Annotated in this window: 15 protein-coding genes and 3 pseudogenes; 14 read left to right on the forward strand and 4 right to left on the reverse strand. The window is 41.0% G+C overall.

Going from position 1 to position 22,089, the window contains the following annotated elements:
- The first annotated feature begins 26 nt into the window (after positions 1 to 26).
- The 10 genes and pseudogenes from KQI87_RS13495 to KQI87_RS13540 all read left to right on the forward strand — a co-directional run.
- The gene (locus KQI87_RS13495; RefSeq protein ID WP_118571034.1) at positions 27 to 695 is read left to right on the forward strand and encodes a response regulator transcription factor; all 669 of its coding nucleotides are present in this window, start codon (positions 27 to 29) and stop codon (positions 693 to 695) included.
- Positions 683 to 1,612 carry a sensor histidine kinase gene (locus tag KQI87_RS13500; RefSeq protein ID WP_216460597.1) on the forward strand — a complete coding sequence of 310 codons (930 nt, stop codon included), beginning with the start codon at positions 683 to 685 and terminating at the stop codon, positions 1,610 to 1,612. Before KQI87_RS13495 ends, KQI87_RS13500 begins: the two co-directional genes overlap by 13 nt.
- Positions 1,613 to 1,751: 139 nt before the next feature.
- Entirely contained in the window at positions 1,752 to 2,453 is a 702-nt protein-coding gene (locus KQI87_RS13505; RefSeq protein ID WP_118522031.1) for an ABC transporter ATP-binding protein, read from the forward strand.
- The gene (locus tag KQI87_RS13510; RefSeq protein WP_216460598.1) at positions 2,446 to 4,944 is read left to right on the forward strand and encodes an ABC transporter permease; all 2,499 of its coding nucleotides are present in this window, start codon (positions 2,446 to 2,448) and stop codon (positions 4,942 to 4,944) included. Before KQI87_RS13505 ends, KQI87_RS13510 begins: the two co-directional genes overlap by 8 nt.
- A gap of 11 nt (positions 4,945 to 4,955) precedes the next feature.
- Positions 4,956 to 5,225, forward strand: a complete 270-nt coding sequence (locus KQI87_RS17605) for an ArsR family transcriptional regulator (protein ID WP_442860623.1) — start codon at positions 4,956 to 4,958, stop codon at positions 5,223 to 5,225.
- A gap of 200 nt (positions 5,226 to 5,425) precedes the next feature.
- A complete protein-coding gene (locus KQI87_RS13520; protein ID WP_216460599.1) occupies positions 5,426 to 6,763 on the forward strand; it encodes a TrkH family potassium uptake protein in 1,338 nt (445 codons plus the stop codon).
- 19 nt (positions 6,764 to 6,782) lie between these two features.
- Positions 6,783 to 7,430 (forward strand): potassium channel family protein, encoded by a 648-nt coding sequence (locus KQI87_RS13525; protein ID WP_216460600.1) that lies wholly within the window; start codon positions 6,783 to 6,785, stop codon positions 7,428 to 7,430.
- A gap of 39 nt (positions 7,431 to 7,469) precedes the next feature.
- Positions 7,470 to 7,757: a hypothetical protein gene (locus KQI87_RS13530; RefSeq protein ID WP_216460601.1), complete on the forward strand. Its 288-nt coding sequence runs from the start codon at positions 7,470 to 7,472 to the stop codon at positions 7,755 to 7,757.
- A gap of 42 nt (positions 7,758 to 7,799) precedes the next feature.
- A complete protein-coding gene (locus KQI87_RS13535; protein WP_216460602.1) occupies positions 7,800 to 9,773 on the forward strand; it encodes an ATP-binding protein in 1,974 nt (657 codons plus the stop codon).
- Positions 9,766 to 10,464 (forward strand): annotated as a pseudogene (locus tag KQI87_RS13540) (response regulator); the annotation flags it as partial. The gene KQI87_RS13535 and the pseudogene KQI87_RS13540, both read left to right, overlap by 8 nt.
- Positions 10,465 to 10,853: 389 nt before the next feature.
- On the opposite strand, the gene KQI87_RS17610 reads toward KQI87_RS13540, so the two are convergent.
- Positions 10,854 to 10,961, reverse strand: a complete 108-nt coding sequence (locus tag KQI87_RS17610; protein ID WP_442860624.1) for a DUF6783 domain-containing protein — start codon at positions 10,959 to 10,961, stop codon at positions 10,854 to 10,856.
- A 202-nt stretch (positions 10,962 to 11,163) separates the two neighbouring features.
- On the opposite strand from KQI87_RS17610, the gene KQI87_RS13545 reads away from it, so the two are divergent.
- Positions 11,164 to 13,947: an ATP-binding protein gene (locus tag KQI87_RS13545; protein ID WP_216460603.1), complete on the forward strand. Its 2,784-nt coding sequence runs from the start codon at positions 11,164 to 11,166 to the stop codon at positions 13,945 to 13,947.
- A 30-nt stretch (positions 13,948 to 13,977) separates the two neighbouring features.
- On the forward strand, positions 13,978 to 14,775 hold the full coding sequence (locus tag KQI87_RS13550) for a helix-turn-helix domain-containing protein (protein ID WP_216460604.1): 798 nt from the start codon (positions 13,978 to 13,980) through the stop codon (positions 14,773 to 14,775).
- Positions 14,776 to 14,783: 8 nt separating this feature from the next.
- Here KQI87_RS13550 and KQI87_RS17350 read toward each other — a convergent pair.
- Positions 14,784 to 14,900: pseudogene (locus tag KQI87_RS17350) on the reverse strand (DUF6783 domain-containing protein); the annotation flags it as partial.
- On the opposite strand from KQI87_RS17350, the pseudogene KQI87_RS17355 reads away from it, so the two are divergent.
- Positions 14,859 to 14,987 (forward strand): annotated as a pseudogene (locus tag KQI87_RS17355) (DUF6783 domain-containing protein). The pseudogenes KQI87_RS17350 and KQI87_RS17355 overlap by 42 nt on opposite strands.
- Positions 14,988 to 15,034: 47 nt before the next feature.
- Here the strand turns inward: KQI87_RS17355 and KQI87_RS13555 are convergent.
- Together KQI87_RS13555 and KQI87_RS13560 are read right to left on the reverse strand one after the other, a co-directional pair.
- Positions 15,035 to 17,446, reverse strand: coding sequence for a GH36-type glycosyl hydrolase domain-containing protein (locus KQI87_RS13555; RefSeq protein WP_216460605.1), 2,412 nt, complete (start codon positions 17,444 to 17,446; stop codon positions 15,035 to 15,037).
- A 78-nt stretch (positions 17,447 to 17,524) separates the two neighbouring features.
- Positions 17,525 to 20,224: a GH36-type glycosyl hydrolase domain-containing protein gene (locus KQI87_RS13560; protein WP_216460641.1), complete on the reverse strand. Its 2,700-nt coding sequence runs from the start codon at positions 20,222 to 20,224 to the stop codon at positions 17,525 to 17,527.
- Between the two features lie 413 nt (positions 20,225 to 20,637).
- On the opposite strand from KQI87_RS13560, the gene KQI87_RS13565 reads away from it, so the two are divergent.
- On the forward strand, positions 20,638 to 21,999 hold the full coding sequence (locus KQI87_RS13565; protein ID WP_117844231.1) for an ABC transporter substrate-binding protein: 1,362 nt from the start codon (positions 20,638 to 20,640) through the stop codon (positions 21,997 to 21,999).
- Positions 22,000 to 22,089 lie beyond the last annotated feature (90 nt).

The raw sequence follows: 22,089 nt of genomic DNA on the forward strand, positions 1-22,089 counted from the left end.
AATATCTGTATTGGAGGAAATAGACTATGCAGAATATATTAGTTGTAGAAGACGATTATGATCTGAATCAGGCAATTTGTTATTCTTTGAAAAAGTCAGGATATGGAGTTTATGGTGTGACTTTTATGGAGAAAGGAAAACAGACTTTTATTGAGAATCAGATAGATCTAATCCTTTTGGATGTGAATCTTCCAGATGGCGAGGGATTCTCTTTTTGCCAGTGGGTAAAAAAGCAAAGAGAAGTTCCGGTCATTTACCTGACAGCCAGGGATATGGAGGAGGATGCTCTGGCAGGATACGAATCCGGAGCAGAAGATTACGTTACAAAACCATTTTCGATGAAGATTTTACTTAGAAAAATCGATGTCATTTTAAAAAGAACTGCGTCGGCCAACCATCGGATTTTTACAGATGAGAATTTATATATAGATTTGGATAATGCACGAGTGATGGTAAAAGGTCAGGAAAGTTCTGTTACACCGACAGAATACCGTCTGCTTTGTCAATTCCTTATGAACCGGGGGCAGCTCCTGACTTATGATCTGTTATTGGAACGGTTATGGGATAGTGGAGGACAGTTTGTGGACAGGCACGCATTGGCAGTAAACATAAATCGCCTGAGAGGAAAGATCGAAGATGAGAATCACAGATATATTTCAAATGTATACGGGATGGGGTATCAATGGATTGGCTGATGTATATCATAATGATAATTTTATTTGCAGCAGTACTGGTATTGTTATGGAAAAATTACCGGATAAAAAAAGAAGCGAAGTTGTTTGCTGAAAAGGTGGAAGATGCTCTGGATGCTATCGTAACGGGAAAAGAATGGAACATGGAAGAAGAATTGGAGGATAGCCTCTGGGGAAGAACAGGAACACAATTAGCGAAAGCCGGGAACGTATTTCGGAAAAAAGAAGAAGACGGTTTTCGTGAGAAAGAAAGAGTAAAGGGATTGATTTCTGATATCTCCCATCAGACAAGGACACCCATTGCCAATATAAAACTATACCTGGAACTCCTTGAGGATGAGGAGTTTTCGCAAAACGGTCAGGAGTTTTTGGGAAAAATCAAAGGGCAGATGGAAAAAATTGAATTTTTAATGCAGAACATGATAAAAATGTCAAGGCTCGAAACGGGAATTCTGCAAATACATAAGGAAGACCAAAATCTATACGAAACAATCCGCCATGCAGTTGCCGATGTGGTTCCGGAGGCGGCGTTGAAGGGGATTGATCTATATGTGAACTGCGAAGAAAATACGATGATCCGTCATGACAGCAAATGGACGGAGGAAGCAGTTTATAATATTCTGGATAATGCACTCAAGTATACTGAACCTGGTGGAAAGATTCATATTCAGACAGAAAGACAGGAATTATTTTTTAAGATCAGCATTTCCGATACTGGAAAAGGGATTGCCCCGGAGAGGCAGGCAGAGATTTTTACAAGATTTTACCGTGAACCGGAGGTTCATGATAAACCAGGAGTTGGAATCGGACTATATCTTGCGAGAACAATCATGGAGCTTCAGAAGGGATATATAGAAGTACAGTCTGAAATAGGAAAAGGGGCGTGTTTTCGCCTGTATTTTCCAGTGAATGAACCGTAACATAATCGGCAGGGCTTGTCACAATTCTGTGATAATTAAAAATTGAGACAGGTTTGTGATTTTTGTGAGATATTCTATGAAAAGGGTAAAAAGGTCTTTTGACCCTGATATCATGAAATGTCAAAAGGGAGGCAAGCCAATGAGAGAATACATTGTAGAGACAAAGAACTTAAAGAAATACTATCAAATGGGTGCAAATACGGTAAAGGCATTGGATGGCGTAGATTTTCGTGTAAAAGATCAGGAATTCGTTGCTATTATCGGAAAAAGCGGATCCGGGAAAAGTACACTTTTGCATATGCTGGGTGGACTGGATGTGCCAACAGAAGGGGAAGTGTTGGTAGAGGGTAAGTGCCTTCTGGGGCTGAAAAAAGAACAGCTTGCCATATTCCGTAGAAGAAAGATCGGGTTTATTTTTCAGAATTATAATCTTGTCCCGGATCTTAATGTATATGAGAATGTCATTCTTCCGGTGGAACTGGATGGGAGAAAGGTTGATGTGGAGTATGTGGATGGGATACTGGAACTTTTAGGGCTGTCAGAGAAGAGGGAAGCTCTTCCTGGAACATTATCCGGTGGACAGCAGCAGAGGGCTGCGATTGCCAGGGCGCTTGCGGCGAAGCCAGCCATTATTCTGGCTGATGAACCGACGGGAAATCTGGATTCGGTTACCAGCCATGATGTACTTGGACTTTTGAAAATGGCAGCAAGACAGTTCAGCCAGACCTTGATCCTGATCACTCATGACAGAGACATTGCGCAGCTTGCAGATCGTATCGTACATATTGAGGACGGAAAGATTGTAGGAGATACCAGGAAGGGAAGTGATTCCTATGCTTAAGAATCCGAATCAGAAAGTGATCAAAAGGATGGCAGGGAATGCTCTAAAAGTAAACAGGAGAAAGACCATTACTCTGTTCCTTGCGGTTCTTCTTTCTTCCTTTTTGGTATTCACAATATTCACAGTTGGAGATTCTTATTTTAGGCTTCAGAAAATTCAAAATATCCGTATGTCAGGAGCTGAGTTTGATGCAATTATGTATGGAGTGACGGATGAACAGAGGCAAATGTGTGAGAACAACCCGGATATCGTTCTGACAGGTACAGCGGGAGTCTGTGGATGGGTAGAAAAAACAGATCAGGATTCCACACCTGATGTGGGACTGATCTGGGCAGATGATGGATATTGGACACAGATGATGGAGCCGGTCAGAGAAAAGCTGGAAGGAAGATATCCGACAGCTTTGGATGAGATAATGGTAACAAAATCCGCTTTAAAAGAATGTGGTTACGAAGATCTTGATGTAGGCGATACCCTTGCTATGTCTTATGGAACACATGAGGGAATCTTTACAGGGACTTTTCGAATCTGTGGGCTCTGGGACGGATATGGACCCAAGAAACAGTTTTATGTCTCGAAAGAATTCTATGATCAATCGGGATGGAAGCTTTCGCAGGCAGCTTCCGGTCGTTACTTTATGGATTTTAAGCAGAAAATAATGACAAAAACAGAGCAGAATGCTTTTATCGAAAGTATGAATCTTGGAAAGCAGCAGAATCTTTTCTTCATGGGAGATTTTGGCGCATCGGTTCAGATATTGGCAGGTCTTATTGGCTTGATTGCAGTTACCTGTTTGTGTGCATATCTGCTTATTTATAATATTATGTATCTTTCCGTAGCTGGAAAAGTTCGTTATTATGGTCTGCTTCAGACGGTCGGAATGACGGAAAAGCAGATAAAAAGGATGATGAAGGAACAGATGCTTCTGATAGGATCTGCAGGGACAGTACTTGGATGTCTGTCAGGTGGGCTGGTATCCTTTTTCCTGATTCCTGTTGTTGTAAAATCACTTGGAATCAAAAGTGGCTATGTTGGAGCAGGTATGGTTCGCTTTCATCCGGCAGTTCTGCTGGCAACCATCTTACTGGTTGGGGTTACCATCTTTCTGGCCAGCCAAAAACCGACAAAAATGGCAGCAGATATTTCTCCAATAGAAGCGCTTGGTTATCGTCCGACCCACAAAACCGTAAAAGAGAGAAAAGCAGGAAAGGGAAAAGTAATAGCAAGACTTTCCCTGGAGCAGTTTACAAAGGATAAGAAAAGAACTGCGGTGGTACTGTTGTCTTTGGCAGCCAGTCTGTCTGTGTACTTTTGTATTGTGACCATGCTGGACAGTCAGGCAGCAAGAACCATAGTGTCAAATTATATGGATACGGATATGGTCATTAAAAATGATACGGCATGCAAAGAAAAATCAGAAGACAGAAGAGACATTCTGGATGATTCTTTCGTGAAGTCAATCAAAGAAAATGCCGGAGTCTCTGAAGCACATTCTATGATATTTGCAGAGATTACAGTTCCATGGGAACCGGATTTTGCTGAGATGTGGATGAAAGAATTTTATGCAAAGTGGATGAGCATTCCATATAGTAAGGAAAAGATCGAGTATCAGAATCATCCTGAGAATTTTGGATCCTCTCTGATTGGAATTGATGAACAGGAATTTGATTATTTAAATAACAGTCTTGAGCATCCGATAAATAAAGAGGACTTCCTTTCGGGAAAAGTATGTATTGTTTATCGAAATGGTTTGGATCTTTCAGATGCTGACATAATAGGAAAAAATGTGACATGTGCTTTGTATGAAGATCAACAAACGACAAAAACTTTTACCATAGAAGGAGTTACGGACGAGAATTATTATGCAGCACTCCTTGGATACCCACCGACGATTATAGCCAGTGATCAGGTGGTGAAAACATTTGCCAATCATCCAATTACACTAAAGATCAGCATAAAATATCACAAGGAATATGATAGAGATACAGAGCAAAAAATTCTGTCGTTATTAGAAGAAAGTGACAATGCAAAAGACTTTTCCTGGGAATCCAAAATCGAAGATGCGGATGAGATTGAAAAAGCACAGGGCAATATGCCGCAACTGGGAATCGGGATTGTGTTGATTCTGGCTTTTATCGGAATCATGAACTACATGAACACCTTTGTAGTAAATGTGCAGAGCCGGATGACGGAGCTTTCGGTTATGGAGAGTATCGGGATGACCCCGAAGCAGCTTCTTGGAATGCTGGTCAGGGAAGGAGTTCTCTATGCAGGTGGCGCATGGCTTGTTACGCTAACAGTAGGAATGGGAGTAACGTATCTTCTTTATGAATCAATGAATTATCGGGGGATTGCTTTTTCAGTGCCATTACTTCCACTTTTATTTGCAGTGGGAATCAGTTTTCTGGTTTGTACTATGGTTCCAGTGCTTACCTGGATTATTTTGGAAAAGAATGGAACTGTTGTTGAGAGGATTAAAGGAGTTGAGTGATCTGACAGGATGTGTTTCTATTAAATTTGTTAAAGGGCGGACGGCTTTCAGCAGGAGAGATATGTGAACATTTTTCGATGACGGGGGCGTCCATATCCAGACATCTGGCAATATTAAAGGATGCTGATTTGACCAGGAGTAAAAGGGAAGAAATGCTAGCTGAATTAGTGTGTGCTTCACCGAATCAGGAAAGTAGCAAAAATAACAGGTATTGCGGTTATAAATCGCAATACTTGTTATTTTTTGATGAAATTGCGGGTGTCATGGGACCAGGAAGGTGATTTCTATGATAAACAGACAATTCTACATTGATAAGATTATGGTATACATTGATACGCCTTGTGTAAAAGTGTTGACTGTCTTTATACAATCTTAATACGGAATCATAGACTTTTATACTATCTTTGAAAGCAATTGTATATAATAAAACTCATTATGAAGATATTTCTATAGAATCATTAGCAAGGAGTTATGATCATTTATGCCGGAAAAAATGTGTAAGAAAAAACACCTGACATCTTTTCAGCTGATTATTCTGGGATTTGCAGGTGTGATCCTTTTGGGAAGTATTTTGCTGATGCTTCCGGTTTCTTCTTTGGAGAAAGTGCCGACGCCATTTCATGAGGCACTTTTTACAGCCACTTCGGCAGTATGCGTTACAGGACTTGTAGTAAAGGACAGCGGAAGTTACTGGTCTGTGTTCGGACAGACAGTTATTCTTGCGCTTATACAAATAGGTGGACTTGGAGTAGTAACCGTAGCGGCATCGGTTTCGCTTCTTTCAGGGAAAAAAATATCTCTCATGCAAAGAAGTACAATGCAGGATGCAATTTCAGCACCTAAAGTTGGAGGAATTGTCAGACTGACAAGGTTCATTTTAAAGGGGACTCTTTTGATTGAAGCAGCAGGAGCTATGTTATTGCTGCCGGTTTTTGTATCGGATTATGGCTTAAAGGGAATCTGGATGGCAGCCTTTCATTCTGTTTCTGCTTTTTGTAATGCAGGATTTGACATTCTGGGAACAGCAGATAATGCCTTTCCGTCTCTGACGGGCTATTCCGGAAATATCCTTATAAATGTGGTAATTATGCTGCTGATCATTACAGGAGGAATTGGTTTTCTTACCTGGGATGATATTTATAGGAATAAAATGAATTTTAAACGTTACCGCATGCAAAGCAAGATTATTCTCATGACTACTGTATGCCTGATTGTTTTTCCGGCATTTTTTTTCTTTGCCTGTGATCTGAAAAACCTGCCTGCGGGAGAACGCCTGTTAGCTGCCATGTTTCAATCGGTAACTACAAGAACTGCCGGCTTTAATACCATAGATATTTCAGAGATGAGCGAGGCATCAAAAGCGGTTATGATACTGTTAATGTTGATCGGTGGTTCGCCGGGTTCTACAGCAGGAGGAATGAAAACTACCACTTTTACGGTACTGATTCTGAATGCAATTGCAACCTTTCGCAGTCAGGAAAATGCAGGGGCTTTTGGACGGAGACTGGAATATCATGTGATAAAAAATGCAGCGACCATTGCCATGCTCTATTTTACATTGTTCTTTTGCGGAGGTATTGCAATCAGCGTATACGAAGGTCTTCCCCTTCTGGATTGTCTGTATGAAGCGGCTTCTGCTGTGGGTACGGTAGGTCTTACGTTGGGAGTCACACCGGGACTTCATGTTTTTTCACAAGTTGTGTTGATCATACTGATGTATCTGGGACGTGTAGGCGGTCTGACACTGATCTACGCAGTATTCTCTGGAAGAAACAAGGGAAATGCAAAGCTTCCTCTGGAGAAAATTACAGTTGGATGAGAAGGAGAAAAATAATATTATGAAGAATGTATTGATTATTGGACTTGGAAGATTTGGAAGACATATTGCCATGCAGCTTAATCAGCTTGGGCATGAAATTATGGCAGTTGACTGGAATGAAGAAAGGGTGGACAAAGTGCTTCCATTTGTGACTAATGCCCAGATCGGAGACAGTACTAATGCGGAATTCCTGGAATCCCTTGGGATTGGAAACTACGATATCTGTTTTGTTACCATCGGAGGAAGCTTTCAGAATTCTCTTGAGACAACCTCCCTTCTGAAAGAACTGGGAGCAAAACTGGTGATATCCAGAGCTGAACGTGATGTCCAGGAAAAATTTCTTTTACGCAACGGTGCAGATAAGGTGGTTTATCCGGAAAAGCAGGTAGCAAAATGGGCCTCTATCCGTTACACAGATGACCATATCCTTGATTACATGGAGGTGGATGCTTCCCATGCGATTTTTGAGGTAGAAGTGCCGGGGGAATGGATTGGAAAAACTGTAGGCGGGCTGGATATCAGAAAGCGTTACAATATTAATATTCTTGCTATAAAAAATGAAGGAGAATTCAGTGTTGCAATTTCTCCGGCTACGTGTTTTTCAGAGAAAAACAAATTGCTGGTGCTGGGGGATTACATAGCTCTTCAAAAGTGCTTCCGCATATAGTTTGGTTACCATGAAGAGGCAGTGAAAGAGGTGATGGTAATGGAACAGGGAATATTAATAGTTGTTGTGTTATGTATATTCGGCTTAGGATTTTATATTGTTAATAAAATAGATCTGTTTTTAGATAATGTTCTGGAAAATGATAAAGAAGAACAGGAAGGGAAAATGAATTCCTTAAAAATACTATTTTTGGATGACTTTTCGGATGATGAATTGTTAAAAGAGATTCATGAGTGTAAAAGCCGATATTCAGAAGCTAAAATAATAATTTTTGACAGCCAATCAGAGGATGTAGAAAAGATTTTTGACCATACTGCAATCACATGATATAATTTCAAAAACGATGTACTGAAAAAGGTGGAAAGCAGAATGAGCTTCAAAACAGAGGAAAGTAATAAATATTCAGATGAACATATTCTCGTTTGTCTATCAGCAGCTCCCTCCAATAAAAAAATAATAAATATGGCTGCAAAAATGGCGAATGCCTTTCCGTCACGTTTTACAGCTTTATATGTACGAACCGGTACAAAATCCGAAGACTTAGATAAAGAAAAGCTGGAAGAACATATTCGGTATGCTGAAAAAATGGGAGCAGAAATAGTGATGACTCATGGAGTAAACATACCGGTACAAATTGCAGAGTATGCCCGTTTATCCAATGTAACCCAAATTGTGATCGGACAAAGTAATGCCCGTCGGAACTACTTTTTCAGTAAAGCAACTCTGACGGAAAAACTGATTGAAATTGTACCGGACATTGATATCCATATAATTCCAGATGCGATGAAAACCAGAATCTATCAGAAGCGGCCATATGTGTGGTATGTGGAAAAACCATCTGTAAAAGATTATTTTCTCACAATCTTTATATTTGTGATATGCACTTTAATTGGCTTGTTGTTTCAGAAGTTCCATTTCACAGATACGAATATTGTAACCATATATATTCTGGGAGTTTTGCTCACTTCAATTCTGACAAATGGTTATCTTTGCAGTGTGGCAGGCTCTTTCTTAAGTGTATTTTTATTTTGTTTTTTTCTGACAGAACCAAGGATGTCCTTTCAGACCTATGCGGTAGGTTATCCGGTGACTTTTTTCATAATGCTTATTTCGTCCGTACTTACGGGAGCGCTTGCAGCAAAGCTGAAAACACATGCAAAGCTGTCTGCACAGCTTGCCTTTCGTACGCAGGTTCTGTTCGATACAGACCGTCTGATGCAAAAGGCAAAAGGAGAAACTGAGATTCTTGACGTTACCTGTACACAGCTTCTCCGTCTGCTAAACCGCAGTATTACAGCATATGTAGTAGAAAATGGAGCTTTATCAGAGGGTAAGCTTTTTTCCGGAAAAAAAGAGAACACAGAAGATTTTTTAATACCGGAAGAGCAGCAGATAGCCAGATGGGTCTATGAAAACAGGCAGCGCGCCGGTGCGTCTACACACTATTTTCCACAGGCTAAATGTATATATCTGGCAATCCGGAGCGGAAATAATGTTTACGGTGTAATTGGGATACCATTGCAGAAAGAAACACTGGATTCTTTTGAATATAGCATCCTGCTGTCTGTAATAAATGAATGTGCGCTTGCAATGGAAAATGCGAAAAATGCATTAGAAAAAGAAAAAAATGCAGTTATGGCCAAAAATGAACAGCTGCGGGCAGATCTTCTTCGGGCGATTTCGCATGATCTTCGTACGCCGCTTTGCTCCATTTCCGGTAATGCAGATATGCTGCTTGGCAATAGCGACCGTCTGGACGAAGCTACAAAACATCAGATTTATAGCGATATCTATGATGATTCTGAATGGCTGATCGGAGTTGTGGAGAATCTGCTTTCCATTACCAGACTGAATGACGGAAGACTGAAATTTAAATTTACAGACCAGCTTCTGGATGAGGTGATTGCAGAATCCCTGCGGCATATCAGCCGGAAACATGATGATTATAAAATTGTGACAGACTGCGAAGAACTTGTTCTTGCACGTATGGATGTACGTCTTATTATGCAGGTTCTGGTAAATTTAGTTGACAATGCAATAAAATATACACCACCGGGTTCTGTGATCTTTATTCGGGGAACGAAAACAGATGGAAAAGCGCAGATAAGTGTGGAAGATAATGGTCCGGGAATTCCGGAAGAAATGAAAACACATATTTTTGAGATGTTTTATACAGGGAAAACAACAGTTGCGGATAGTCACCGAAGTCTGGGACTTGGACTGGCACTTTGCCACTCTATTATAGAAGCACATGAAGGAACCCTGGTTTTGACAGATCATGATCCTCATGGATGCAATTTTATTTTTACTTTACCCTTAAGCGAGGTGACATTAAATGAATAAAACATTAATTCTGGTGGTTGAGGATGACAGACCCATACGTAATCTGATCGTTACTACATTAAAAACACATGACTATAAATATCTGGCTGCAGAAAACGGATCTTCAGCCATTCTGGAAGCTTCGTCCCACAATCCGGATATTGTTCTTCTGGATCTGGGGCTTCCTGATATGGAAGGGGTAGAAGTGATAAAAAAAATCCGTACCTGGTCGAACATGCCGATTATTGTGATCAGCGCCAGAAGTGAGGACACAGATAAAATAGAGGCGCTGGATGCAGGAGCGGATGATTATATTACGAAACCGTTCTCTGTTGAGGAATTACTTGCGCGTATCCGTGTCACCCAGAGGAGACTTGCGGTTATGCAGAGCGGAGAGCAGATAGAAAGCTCTGTTTTTGAGAATGGTGGATTAAAGATAGACTATACGGCAGGCTGTATATATCTGAAGGGAGAGGAATTGCATCTGACACCTATAGAATATAAGCTGCTCTGTCTTTTGTCCCGCAATGTGGGAAAGGTATTGACACATACCTATATTACCCAGCAGATTTGGGGACGATGTTCGGATAATGACATTGCTTCTCTTAGAGTTTTTATGGCAACATTGCGGAAAAAACTGGAGCCTGAGAAAAATGGAGTGCAATACATCCAGACACATATTGGCATTGGATATCGTATGCTTAGAATTGAAGAGAACAAGGTTATTTTCAATGAGAGAAAAGAAGCCGCTAAGCAGGCTATTTATCCGGAAGTTAAGTTTATTAAATAATGCATTTCAGTTTTACAAAAGTAAAAACCGTACGATTTCTTCTTTATTGTTTCAAAGATAAAAAAAGATAAACATCATCTAAGATGAAAAGAAAAGGTGGCTCACAAATTTCCTTCATACATGGTCCGTGGGCTGCTTTTTTCTGTATACGAAATTTAAATAAATAGTAACTTTAACCGAATCAAGTAAGTCCCCTGCGGAGGTTGCGAAAAGCAATACGCAGTGGGTGGGGACTCGCGTACAAATGATTATGCCACTGCTACATCTTTTTCCTCCGCCTTGAAATAAAAAAATTATCCTGCAAGATTGTTTCAGGAATTAACATGTCGACACATTAGAGCGTGTCTGAAAAAACATTCCCGCAATCTGCACGCCCACTTTGCGATATATTTTGTCCGAATTCGGTTGTCGTAGCCCATGAATTTTGGCAAGTAAAGATTATCTGAAAACTGAAAAAATAGGTATAAAAAATAAATATAGGGCTGTTGCAATGACGGAAAATAAGGTATGATATCTGCAGAAGCATGTTACACGTTTCTATAACCCGGGTGAAGTAAATGAAAAAGGCAATAATCTGTTGAGATATCTTCACCGGACAGACAATCATTTGGAGAAAGTTATATGAAAAAGTTTAAGTTAAATGTACAGAGACACATCTGCATTTTATTATGCCTTATTTTATATATTACTGTGCTTCCCCTTACTGTATCAGCAGAGGAAGCAAAATCCAAAACAGTCAGAGTAGGCTGGTATGAAGGAATCTATAACACCACGGGACCAGACGGTCAGAGGAGAGGCTACAGCTACGAATACCAGCAGGCAGTAGCTGCGCATACCGGATGGAAATATGAATATGTGGATGGAAGCTGGGCAGAACTGATGAGCATGCTGAAAAAAGGACAGATCGATCTGCTGGGAGGTATCTCCTATGCAGAGGAACGCTCCACTTCCATGCTTTTTTCAGCGTTGCCTATGGGAGAGGATAGATATTATCTGTATGTGAATCCATCCAATACAGACATCTCTGTTTCAAATCTGACTACATTAAATGAGAAGAGGATCGGGATGATGCCGGATACACTTTCTGCCGAAATGTTTCATGAGTGGGAAAAAAGCCATGGAGTAAACACACAGCAGGTTGATATTATCGATGTAGACGATATCCGTCAGAAATTGAAAAATCATGAAATTGATGGGTTTGTTTTGAATGAATCTCCACAGTGGGAAAGAGATAACATTTCACCAGCTCTTCTGATCGGCGGCTCCTATAACTATTTTGCAGTCAGCAAAAAACGCCCGGATCTGAAAGAGGAGCTGGATCAGGCAATGCAAAAGATTGAGAGGGAGAATCCTTTTTATACAGACGATCTTTATAAGAGGTATCTCTCCGCAAATTCCCTTGAAACTCTTACGGATGAGGAGCAGAACTGGCTGGAACAGCATGGGGCGGTCAGGATTGGATATCTGAAAAATGATGTGGGTGTCAGCCTTGTGGGTACGGAGTCAGAGAAACCGGTAGGAATTATTAACGATTATATTAGTCTGGCTTCTGGCTGTCTGGGAGAAAAAAACATAGAATTTCAGTTGACAGGCTTTGATTCCCAGGAGGAAGAGCTACAGGCATTAAAGGATAGCAGGATTGATATGATTTTTCATATGAATCAGAATCCATATGAAGCTGAGCAAAACGATGTTATATTGTCAAATACTGTTTTTGAAGTCAATGTTGCAGTACTCACAGGTGTTAAAAAGTTTGATGAAAATAAAGAGAATACAGTAGCAGTGAGAAGGAATAACCTGCTGGGAAAGTGGTATATTTCTTTTAACTATCCTTTCTGGAAAATAAAGGAATATGACTCATCCGATGAGGTTGAGAAGGCAGTTCACAGCGGTGAGGCAGACTGTTTTGTTGTGAAGGCAGGACAGTCATTAAAGACAATGGCAGACAGCAAAATGCGCAGTATTTTTCTTACGAAATCCGGGGATTCCTGCTTTGCAGTCACCAGGGACAATACAACATTAATGAATATCCTGAACAAAACCATTCAGACTCTGCCTGCTTCCAGGCTTTCCAGTCAGTTTTGCGTATATGAAAACGAACCGAGAAAGGTCACTCTGGCAGAATACATAAAGGATAACCTGCGAGCAGTTTCTATTGGTTTTGTAAGTACGGTTCTGGTTATTATAATGATTATAGTTTACCTGATGGTGAAAGCAAGAAAAGCCCAGATTCAGGCAGAAAAGGCTAATGCCGCCAAATCAGATTTCCTTTTCAATATGTCTCATGATATCCGGACACCCATGAATGCCCTGCTGGGATACAGTGAGCTGATAAAAAGGGAACTGACAGATCCCAAGCTTCTGGACTATCAGGAGAAGATGGAACAGTCCGGAAATCTGCTGCTGTCTATTATCAACAATGTGCTGGACATGGCACAGATTGAAAGCGGTAAGGTGGAACTGGATGAGGATTATGTGAAGATCAGAGATATTTATCAGGGAATTTACAAAATTTTCCAGGCAGAAGCGGAGAAAAAAGGTATTCACCTTGAGATGGAATACGATGTGCAGCATGAGCACGTAATCTGCGATGAGACAAAGAACAGGGAAATTTTTCTCAATCTGATCAGTAATGCGGTAAAATATACAGCTTCAGGGGGAAGAGTTACCATAAGGATCACAGAGCTTGACTGTGACAGGAAAGACTATATGCGGATACGGACTCAGGTAATTGATACAGGTATCGGAATGAGCGAAGAATTCCTTCCATCTCTCTTTGAGGCTTTTGCCAGGGAACGAAATACAACGGCCGGAAAGGTTGCGGGGACAGGTCTGGGAATGCCGATCATAAAGAAGTATATTGATATGATGTACGGAACTATTGAAGTAGAAAGTAAGCAGGGAGAAGGAAGTAAATTTACAGTTACCCTGGAATACAGGATTGCTGATAAGAGCTACTATGAACAGGATACGGAAAAATCTTCAGATGTGGATGAAACAGACAGAATCAGCGGAAAACATATTTTGCTTGCCGAGGATAATGATCTGAATGCGGAAATCGCACAGTTTATCCTGGAGGATATGGGACTTATGGTTGATCGTGTTGAGGATGGAGTTCAGTGTGTGTCAAGGATAGAACAGAAACCGGCAGGCACCTATGACCTGATCCTTATGGATATCCAGATGCCGAATATGGATGGCTACAGGGCAACAGAGATGATCCGCGGACTGTCGGATAAAGGCAAAGCCATTATTCCGATCATAGCCATGACAGCCAATGCCTTTGAGGAAGACAGAAAAAAGGCACTGGCAAAAGGAATGAACGGACATATTGCAAAACCTGTTGATGCAGAAAAAGTTGAGAAGACTATTTGTGGGGTTTTAAGCAGGCGGAGTGAACAATAATATTTGCTGGCATTGGCATAGGAGAAACAAATGAGTTATCAGAACGAATGGCTTCTTTTTGAGGCAGAAGATGAGATTGATGAAATTGAGCACAGAGAACCGATAGAGGAATTATTGTTCTATCGTGCAGTTGCAAGTGGAGATATAAAAGCTGTTAAGAAAAATTGTGAACAGCAGAGATTTACAGAGTGTGATGGTGTGGGAGTACTGTCAAAGAATGCGGTCACAAATATGAAATATCATTTTGTTATCACTACCGCAATGATAACCAGACTCTGTAAACAAAATGGAATGGAGATGGAACAGGCATTTCGCTTGAGTGATTTTTATATTCAAAAACTGGATGGCATTCATACAGTAGAAGAGGTTCAGAGCCTTCATGATGAGATGGTGATGGATTATACTGAAAAAATGCGCAGATATTTCAGAGACAACACTTATTCTAAACATATCAACGCAAGTAAAGAATACATTTATTCTCACATCAAAGAACGAATTACAATAGAAGATCTTGCAGATTCACTTGGAGTATCTGCGAGCTATCTCTCCAGATTATTTAAAAAAGAAACAGGAATATCGGTCAGTGCCTATATCCGCAGACAGAAGATAGAAATGGCGAAAAATCTTTTGCAGTACAGTGATTATCCGATCATTGAGATTGCAAACCGTCTTTCCTTTTCTTCCCAGAGTCATTTCATCCAGCAGTTTAGGGAAGTTACGGGAATGACACCGGGCAAATACAGGGATGAACATTATATGATACACTGGGATATAGAAAAAGAACTTTGTGTCGCATCAGAGTCGGAACTGAAAAAAGAACAGGATTAATCAAAATATTAAGATAAGTAAAACAGGCGGCTAGAGCGTGTCTGAAAAAGGCTTTCTGCAAGATGTGCGTCACAATTTGTGGTATATTTTGCCCGGATGAGGGCGCCGTAGCGGGCTACGGCAACTGAATTCGGGTGAAATATCCCGCAAAGTGGGGCGTGCAGATTGCGGGAATGATTTTTCAGACACGCTCTAGCTTACAGGGAATATAAATTTTCTGTAAGCCGGCCGCTTATTTTCATCTGGTAATATCGGGAGATTAAAGAGTTAATATGACTTCGTTCTTATCCTGAAGAAGTTTTTCTGGGATATAATTATCTGCTAATTTCTGTCCGTTAAGAACCAGACTGCAGCAGCCAGATTCTTTTTCGTCTGGATTTTCTACAGAGATATGAAGCTGTTTTCCACGGAAAACTTTCTCAATCTCAAAGTGTTTCCAGCTTTTTGGCACAGAAGGAGACAGTCGAAGTCCTTCAAGATCAGGGCGAAGTCCGAGGATACCTTCCACACATCCTACCATTACAGTAGAAGCAGTTCCTGTCAGCCAGTGAACATGAGAGCGTCCAAAGTGTTTGCTTGCTTTTCCCTCTGTAAACTGACCATAGCAGTATGGTTCAAGACGACGGATTTCGGCACAGTCATTCTGCGCAGCAGGAGAATTTTCCATAAAATAGGTAAAAGCACGTTCTCCATGACCGCGGAGTGCTTCAGCAAGAATCAGCCAGCCCTGGGATTGGGAGAAAATACCGGAGTTTTCTTTGGTACCCTGATTATAGATAACTGCCAGTGCACCATCGAAAGCATGCGCATGATAAGGCGGATCCATAAGGATCGCACCATATTTTGTGTTTAGACGTTCGTATACATTGTTCAGTGCAGCGTTTCCCTGTTCAGGGCTGGCAAGACCACTGATGACAGCCCAGCTCTGAGGATTCAGCCACAAATTGGCTTCCGGAGCAGCCGCTTCGCCGATCCTTTCTCCGGCTTCTGTATAGCCACGCACGAAACGGTCATGATCCCAGCACAGTTCCTGAACTTTTTCGCCAAATGCTTTCTGAGTCTCTTCAAGATACTGTACATATTTTGTATCTTTTTTGTATTCTGCAAAGATTTTCAGGATTGTCATTGCATAATAGAACTGTAAAGCAACGAAAGAAGATTCTCCGTTTGCACCCAGGCGGAGACAGTCGTTCCAGTCAGCATAAAGTCCGGCAGGCATTCCATGAGGTCCAAGGTGATTAAGAGAGAAAGCAACCGCACGTTTCAGATGTTCATATACAGTAGCTTCTTCTTTGTTGGCAAAAGGAATCACTTCATCAAGAAAAGCAGTGTTTCCGGTTTCTGAAATATATTTATATACAGTTGGGAAAAGCCATAATGCATCATCTGCACGGTAAGCCGGATGGCCGGTTTCCTGTACATAAGAAGCATCATCCGGGGTATCTTCTTTTCCAGGTGTGTGAGTAAACTTGACAAGAGGGAGTCCGCCACCGTTATTTACCTGCGCAGACAGCATGAAACGAATCTTTTCCAGTGCCATTTCCGGTGCCAGATGGATGATTCCCTGAATATCCTGTACAGTATCTCTGTATCCGTATCCATTTCTGAGTCCACAGTAAATGAAGGAAGCTGCACGGGACCAGATGAAAGTCATAAAACAGTTGTATGCGTTCCAGGTATTAATCATAGTATCAAATTCCGGACTTGGAGTGCTGACTTTAAGATTATCAAGCTTACTGTTCCAGTCAGCTTTTAATGCTTTCAGTTCTTCTGCTACAGTTGGAGCCGGATTTTTGTAACATCTGATTACTTCAGCAGCTTCAGATGACGGTTTCATTCCAAGAAGAAAAGCAATTGTTCTGGTTTCACCTGCTTTAAGAGTTATTTTGCAGGAGAGAGCACCACAGGAGTTTTCATTATAGCTTGTCTTATCACCAAGATCACCACAGACAATACCTTCAGGGTTTCCATATCCATGGTAACTTCCGAGAAATTCATTTTTGTCCCCACAGTAAGAAGAAACCTCAGCACCTGCAAGTCCAAAGAAACGTTCTGTCACATTTTTCTCATCTACGTTCTCATTTTCAGGAATTGCATCAAGATTTCCATGAATCTGCTGAGTAATTCTGTTTCCTTCGAACAGTGTACGAGAAATAAAAAGAGAGTACTGTAAATTAACCTGATCCTGTTCGTAATTGCTGTGGTTGGTAAACTCTGCATATCCGCTGAGAGTCAGGTTCCTTTCGTGATCAGAATGATTGGTCACAGATAATGCCCATACTTCATAACTTTTTCCAAGAGGAACATAGTAAAGGGCTTCTGAGTGAATATCGCTGTAGTCGGCAGAAATTTTTGTATAACCGATTCCGTGACGGCATTCGCTCTTATACTGAGCCAGATCTTTGCCTACAGGCTGCCAGGATGCAGACCAGAAGTTTGATGATCTGTCATCGCGAATGTAAATGTAACGTCCCGGCTGGTCAAAGTTATTAAAAACATAGCGCAGAATACGTCCGTTTGCACCGGATTTTGCAAAACTGTAGCCCCCTGCATTATTGGAAATGATTGCACCGTACTCCGGGGAACCCAGATAGTTTACCCATGGTGCAGGTGTTGCCGGATTAGTAATCACGTATTCTCGGTTTTCATTGTCAAAATATCCGTATTTCATATAGTAAATCCTTTCTGTTAGAACAATATTTATAACTGCCTGTCGACTGCTTTTATGGAGGCTGAGCAGCTATTGTTTTCAGGCAAGTGTCACTGTAATTTCATGAAGATCAGAAGAGAGGTTGTTAATAAATTCTCTGGAGATCATAATATGGGAATCTTCTGCGATTTCTATTGCTGTTTTGTCGCAGTCCGCAGCGGCGATATGATAAGAACCATAATCTTTTCTGTCTGTGTTTCGGTAGGTAACATGGAACTGTTTTCCTGCAAAAGTAACAGAGACAGAAGCAGTTCCTGCTTCATCGAACTGTTCTGCCAGAAGTTTTGGATGAACCAAAAGGTTTCCGAAAACTCCACGGACACCAAAGACCTCTGTGATCATGGTAAAAAGATACCAGCTTGCAGCACCTGTCAGATAATGATACATGCCACGTCCGTCTGAACGGAAATATTCAGGAATTCCCGGGTAGATATGGCTGGTATCAAAGTCGAGAGCTGTATCAGACAGAGAACGCAATGCTTTCCAGCCTTCTTTTGCAAAGCCTCTCTGATATAAGGCATTTGCATACATAACTGCCATATGAGAGAAAACAGCACCGTTTTCTTTTTCGCCATAAGCGAAACCGAACATACGTCCCATATCAAACTTCAGTTCCTGAAAATCTGTGTTCAGGCGGTAACCGCCGATTTCTTTTCTGTAAAGATAATGATCTGCGCTTTTTACGATTTTTCTGATCTGCGCATCAGTGGCAACATTTCCCATAATAGAGAAAACCTGGCCCGTGAGCATCATACGCACCTGTTCATGGTGGAAACCTTCCACTGCCTCTCCATGATTATCGTAATAGCTGTTATACCATCCTTCTTCGTTGTCTTTGCCATCAATCCATTCCTGTGAACGGATATGATTTGTCAGCCAGTTGGATTTCTGGATCAGGTTGGCAGCAAGTGTGGAGAGAGAGAAGTTTTTCTTTCTGCCGCTCAGGTTATGCCTGCAGCTTTTGGCATATTCAGTAAGAACCTTTTTCTTTTCAGATACACTGTCAAACATATCTGTCTGGTCGTTCAGCAGGATTTCAATTTCCTCTGACAGCGGGATACTGGTTTCGCCTGCAGATTCCATAAGGCGTAATATGGAAGCAAGAGTGTGGAGATTGCCCGCATAAGCACAGGTAAAGGCAACACTTTCACCATTTTCTGCTGCCATATCCAGGGCATCGTTCCAGTCAGCTCCGCGGAGACGGTAAATATTATGAACACCTACATCATAAAAAGCGGCAAGCTGCTGGATCAGAATGTGCTCCAGAACACTTCCGGTATATACCTGACCGTCTTCGGTGCGCTGTTTATTTCCATATGCGTCATTCCAGAGAGTATCAATTTCTGTGCCGCGCATGGTTTGTGCATCTTTAAAATAAGGAACCTGTTTCTTAAGGATCTCTATATCTCCGGTCTGATTAATATAAAGACTGGTCGTGATTAGCGGCCAGAGTGCATGATCCATCCATACACGTGCGATTCCGTTTCTGTCAGCGATAAAATTGCCGTCACCGTCTCCGATAATAGTAGCATTTGTACCATCAATACGTACGCCGCCATAATTCTTTTCAATCATGGTACCTACATTCTGAGGATTCATCAGCAGAAGAGAAAGACAATCCTGCCACAGATCACGCCATCCGCGTCCACCACGTCCGTAATCATGATGAGGAAGGAAAGAACAGCCAAATAAACGGCGCAGGAATGGCTGGAAACTTACCCATTTCATATAACTGTCAAAGTCAGGATCCTGTGTGTGGAAGTCAACGTTTACCTGTTTTTTCCAGTAAATTCTGGTTTCTTCCAGTGCATTTTTTACTTTATCGGAAGTATTGTATTTTTCAAAAATATTTTCAATTTCTTCTTTACTGTCGGCAATACCTGATAATAAAATAAAGTCTGTTTTTTCACCGGGAGCCAGTGTGAAAGATGAGAAACAGAAAGCACCCATTGCTTCCTTTCCTGCTGCCAGACTGTGTGCGGGAACTCCCTTATATCCTTCATATACTGTGCGTGGATGTGTATAGGTACCACCTTCTCCGATAAAATCTTCTACAGTCGGATAATAGGAAATCGGATTTTCTCCCTTTCCGGAACAGCCATTTACATAATAGATTTTATGATTTGGCTGATGTCCCCGCTCGTCAAATGACATGGTGGGGCAGACGTTGATTCCATGTTCTGTTGTCTCGATACGATGGAGCATGGAAGTGACATTTCGATGATCACGAATGTTATCCGCACTTCTTCCGTAAACAGGAATTGCACCATATGCAGTAAATTTCGGTACAGTATCTGTCTGGTTTTCAACCGTCACATACATAATCTCCACATTATCACTTTTGGGGATAAAAGAAGTAACTGTGGAGATGAGCCCAAGTTCTCTGGAAGTCCTTTTCAAAGTCTGCCACATGAATCCGGCGGTTAGTTCACTGTCTTCCTGCCTGTCAGTAAAACGGTCGGCCTCCTGCTGAGTAGAGGAACCTGTTACTGAATAAGGAATGTGTCCTTCTTTTACGATCCAGAAATTTCTGGAAGAACGATTGTTATGAAGATTTTCGGAACTGACCGGTTCCAGCAGGAAGGTATCCTGATCAATTTTGCTGTCACCTCCAAGCACTGGTGTGACGGAACTTTTCAGACCTGCTTCTGATGCAAGAGGAAAATAAAGATAACTGGTATTTTCCGGTCTGTTCACACAAAAGCTTCCATGATTATCAATAAACTTAATATGTTTCAACATTTTTCTCCTTCCATAAATATTGTATGGAAATTATATCGGAACTGAGATCTTTCGGAAATAAGAAACATGAAGTAAGTATCAGAATCATGACATAAAATAACACAATTTCAGAAAAATATATGAGCAGGTAATGAATCAGATTGCGAATATTCATCTGGCTGATTTATAGAAAAATGGTACTTTTTATACAAAAATACTAATAAAAAAACAGAAAGATCATGATTTTAGGAAAGATTTCCTTATTAAATGACAAAATCTGTCTGTATATAAAAAGAACACAATGAGGTCATGAATCTGACATTTTGGTGGAAATTATAATATACCCGAAAAGCAGCTTAAGCTATAATCTGATACATCAGGTGAGGCAAGAAACTCACAAAGAGAAAAAAAGAAAAAGGAGGGCTTTTTTAATGAAAAAGAAAGCATTAGCTGTTTTACTTACAGCATCCGTAATTGCAGGTACAATGGGCGGAACCGCTACAATCGTACATGCAGATGAAGAAGGAAAAGTAATCAATATTTATTCCTGGAATGATGAATTCCGTCAGCGTCTGGAAGCAGTATATCCTGAAGTAAAAGAAACATCCAAAGACGGAACAGTAACAACATTAAACGATGGAACAGAAATTCACTGGATCATAAATCCAAATCAGGATGGTGTTTATCAGCAGAAACTTGATGAAGCTCTTATGAATCAGGCTGATGCATCAGCAGATGATAAGGTAGATATCTTCTTATCAGAAACAGATTATGTATACAAATATACAGATGCAGCAGCGGATGTGGCAATGCCTCTGACAGATCTTGGAATTGATCCTGACAAAGATCTTGCAGATCAGTATGACTTTACAAAAACAACTGCATCTGATGCAGATGGAGTACAGAGAGGATCTACATGGCAGTGCTGCCCTGGACTTCTTGTATATCGTCGTGATATTGCCAAAGATGTGTTCGGAACCGACGATCCTGAAGAAGTAGGCAAGAAAATGAAAGACTGGGATACAGCAAAAGCTACAGCTGAAGAACTGAAAGCAAAAGGATATTACACATTTGCTTCTTATGCTGATACATTTAGACTGTATGGAAACAGCATTTCCCAGCCATGGGTAGAAGACGGTGCAACAACTGTTAATGTAGACCAGCAGGTAATGAACTGGATCAAAGATTCCAAAGAATGGCTGGATGCAGGATACCTGAACAAAACTGTAAAAGGTCAGTGGAATGATGACTGGAACAAAGCTATGGGATCTGAATCCAAAGTATTTGCATTCCTCTTCCCGGCATGGGGAATTGACTTTACATTGAAACCAAACTGGGATGGAGAAGACGGAGAATGGGCTGTTACAAATCCACCACAGGAATACAATTGGGGCGGTTCTTACATCCATGCAGCAACAGGAACAGATAATCCGGAACATGCAAAAGATATCATTCTTGCACTGACAGGAAATAAGGACAATTTATTAAAGATTTCCAAAGATTATTCTGACTTTACAAATACAAAGAGTGGTATGCAGGAAGTTGCAACAGATGACACTTTCGCATCTGACTTCCTTGGCGGACAGAATCCATTTACATATTTCGCACCGGTTGCAGAGAACATCAAGATCGCACCACTTTCTGCTTATGACCAGGGATGTGTAGAACTGATCCAGAACGCTTTCAGCGATTACTTCCAGGGTCAGGTAGACTATGACAAAGCAAAATCAAACTTTGAAACAGCAATCAAAGAACGTTATCCGGAAATCCAGGAAGTTAACTGGGCTGAATAATAAACGCTTTTGAATTGACAGTTAAAAAGTTTCAGGTGTAAATAACCTGTACAGATGCATTTGTATTTGCCAGACACGCATGAATGCGAT

Origin of the sequence: Blautia sp. MSJ-9, assembly GCF_018919065.1 — a bacterium.
GTDB lineage: Bacteria > Bacillota > Clostridia > Lachnospirales > Lachnospiraceae > Blautia_A.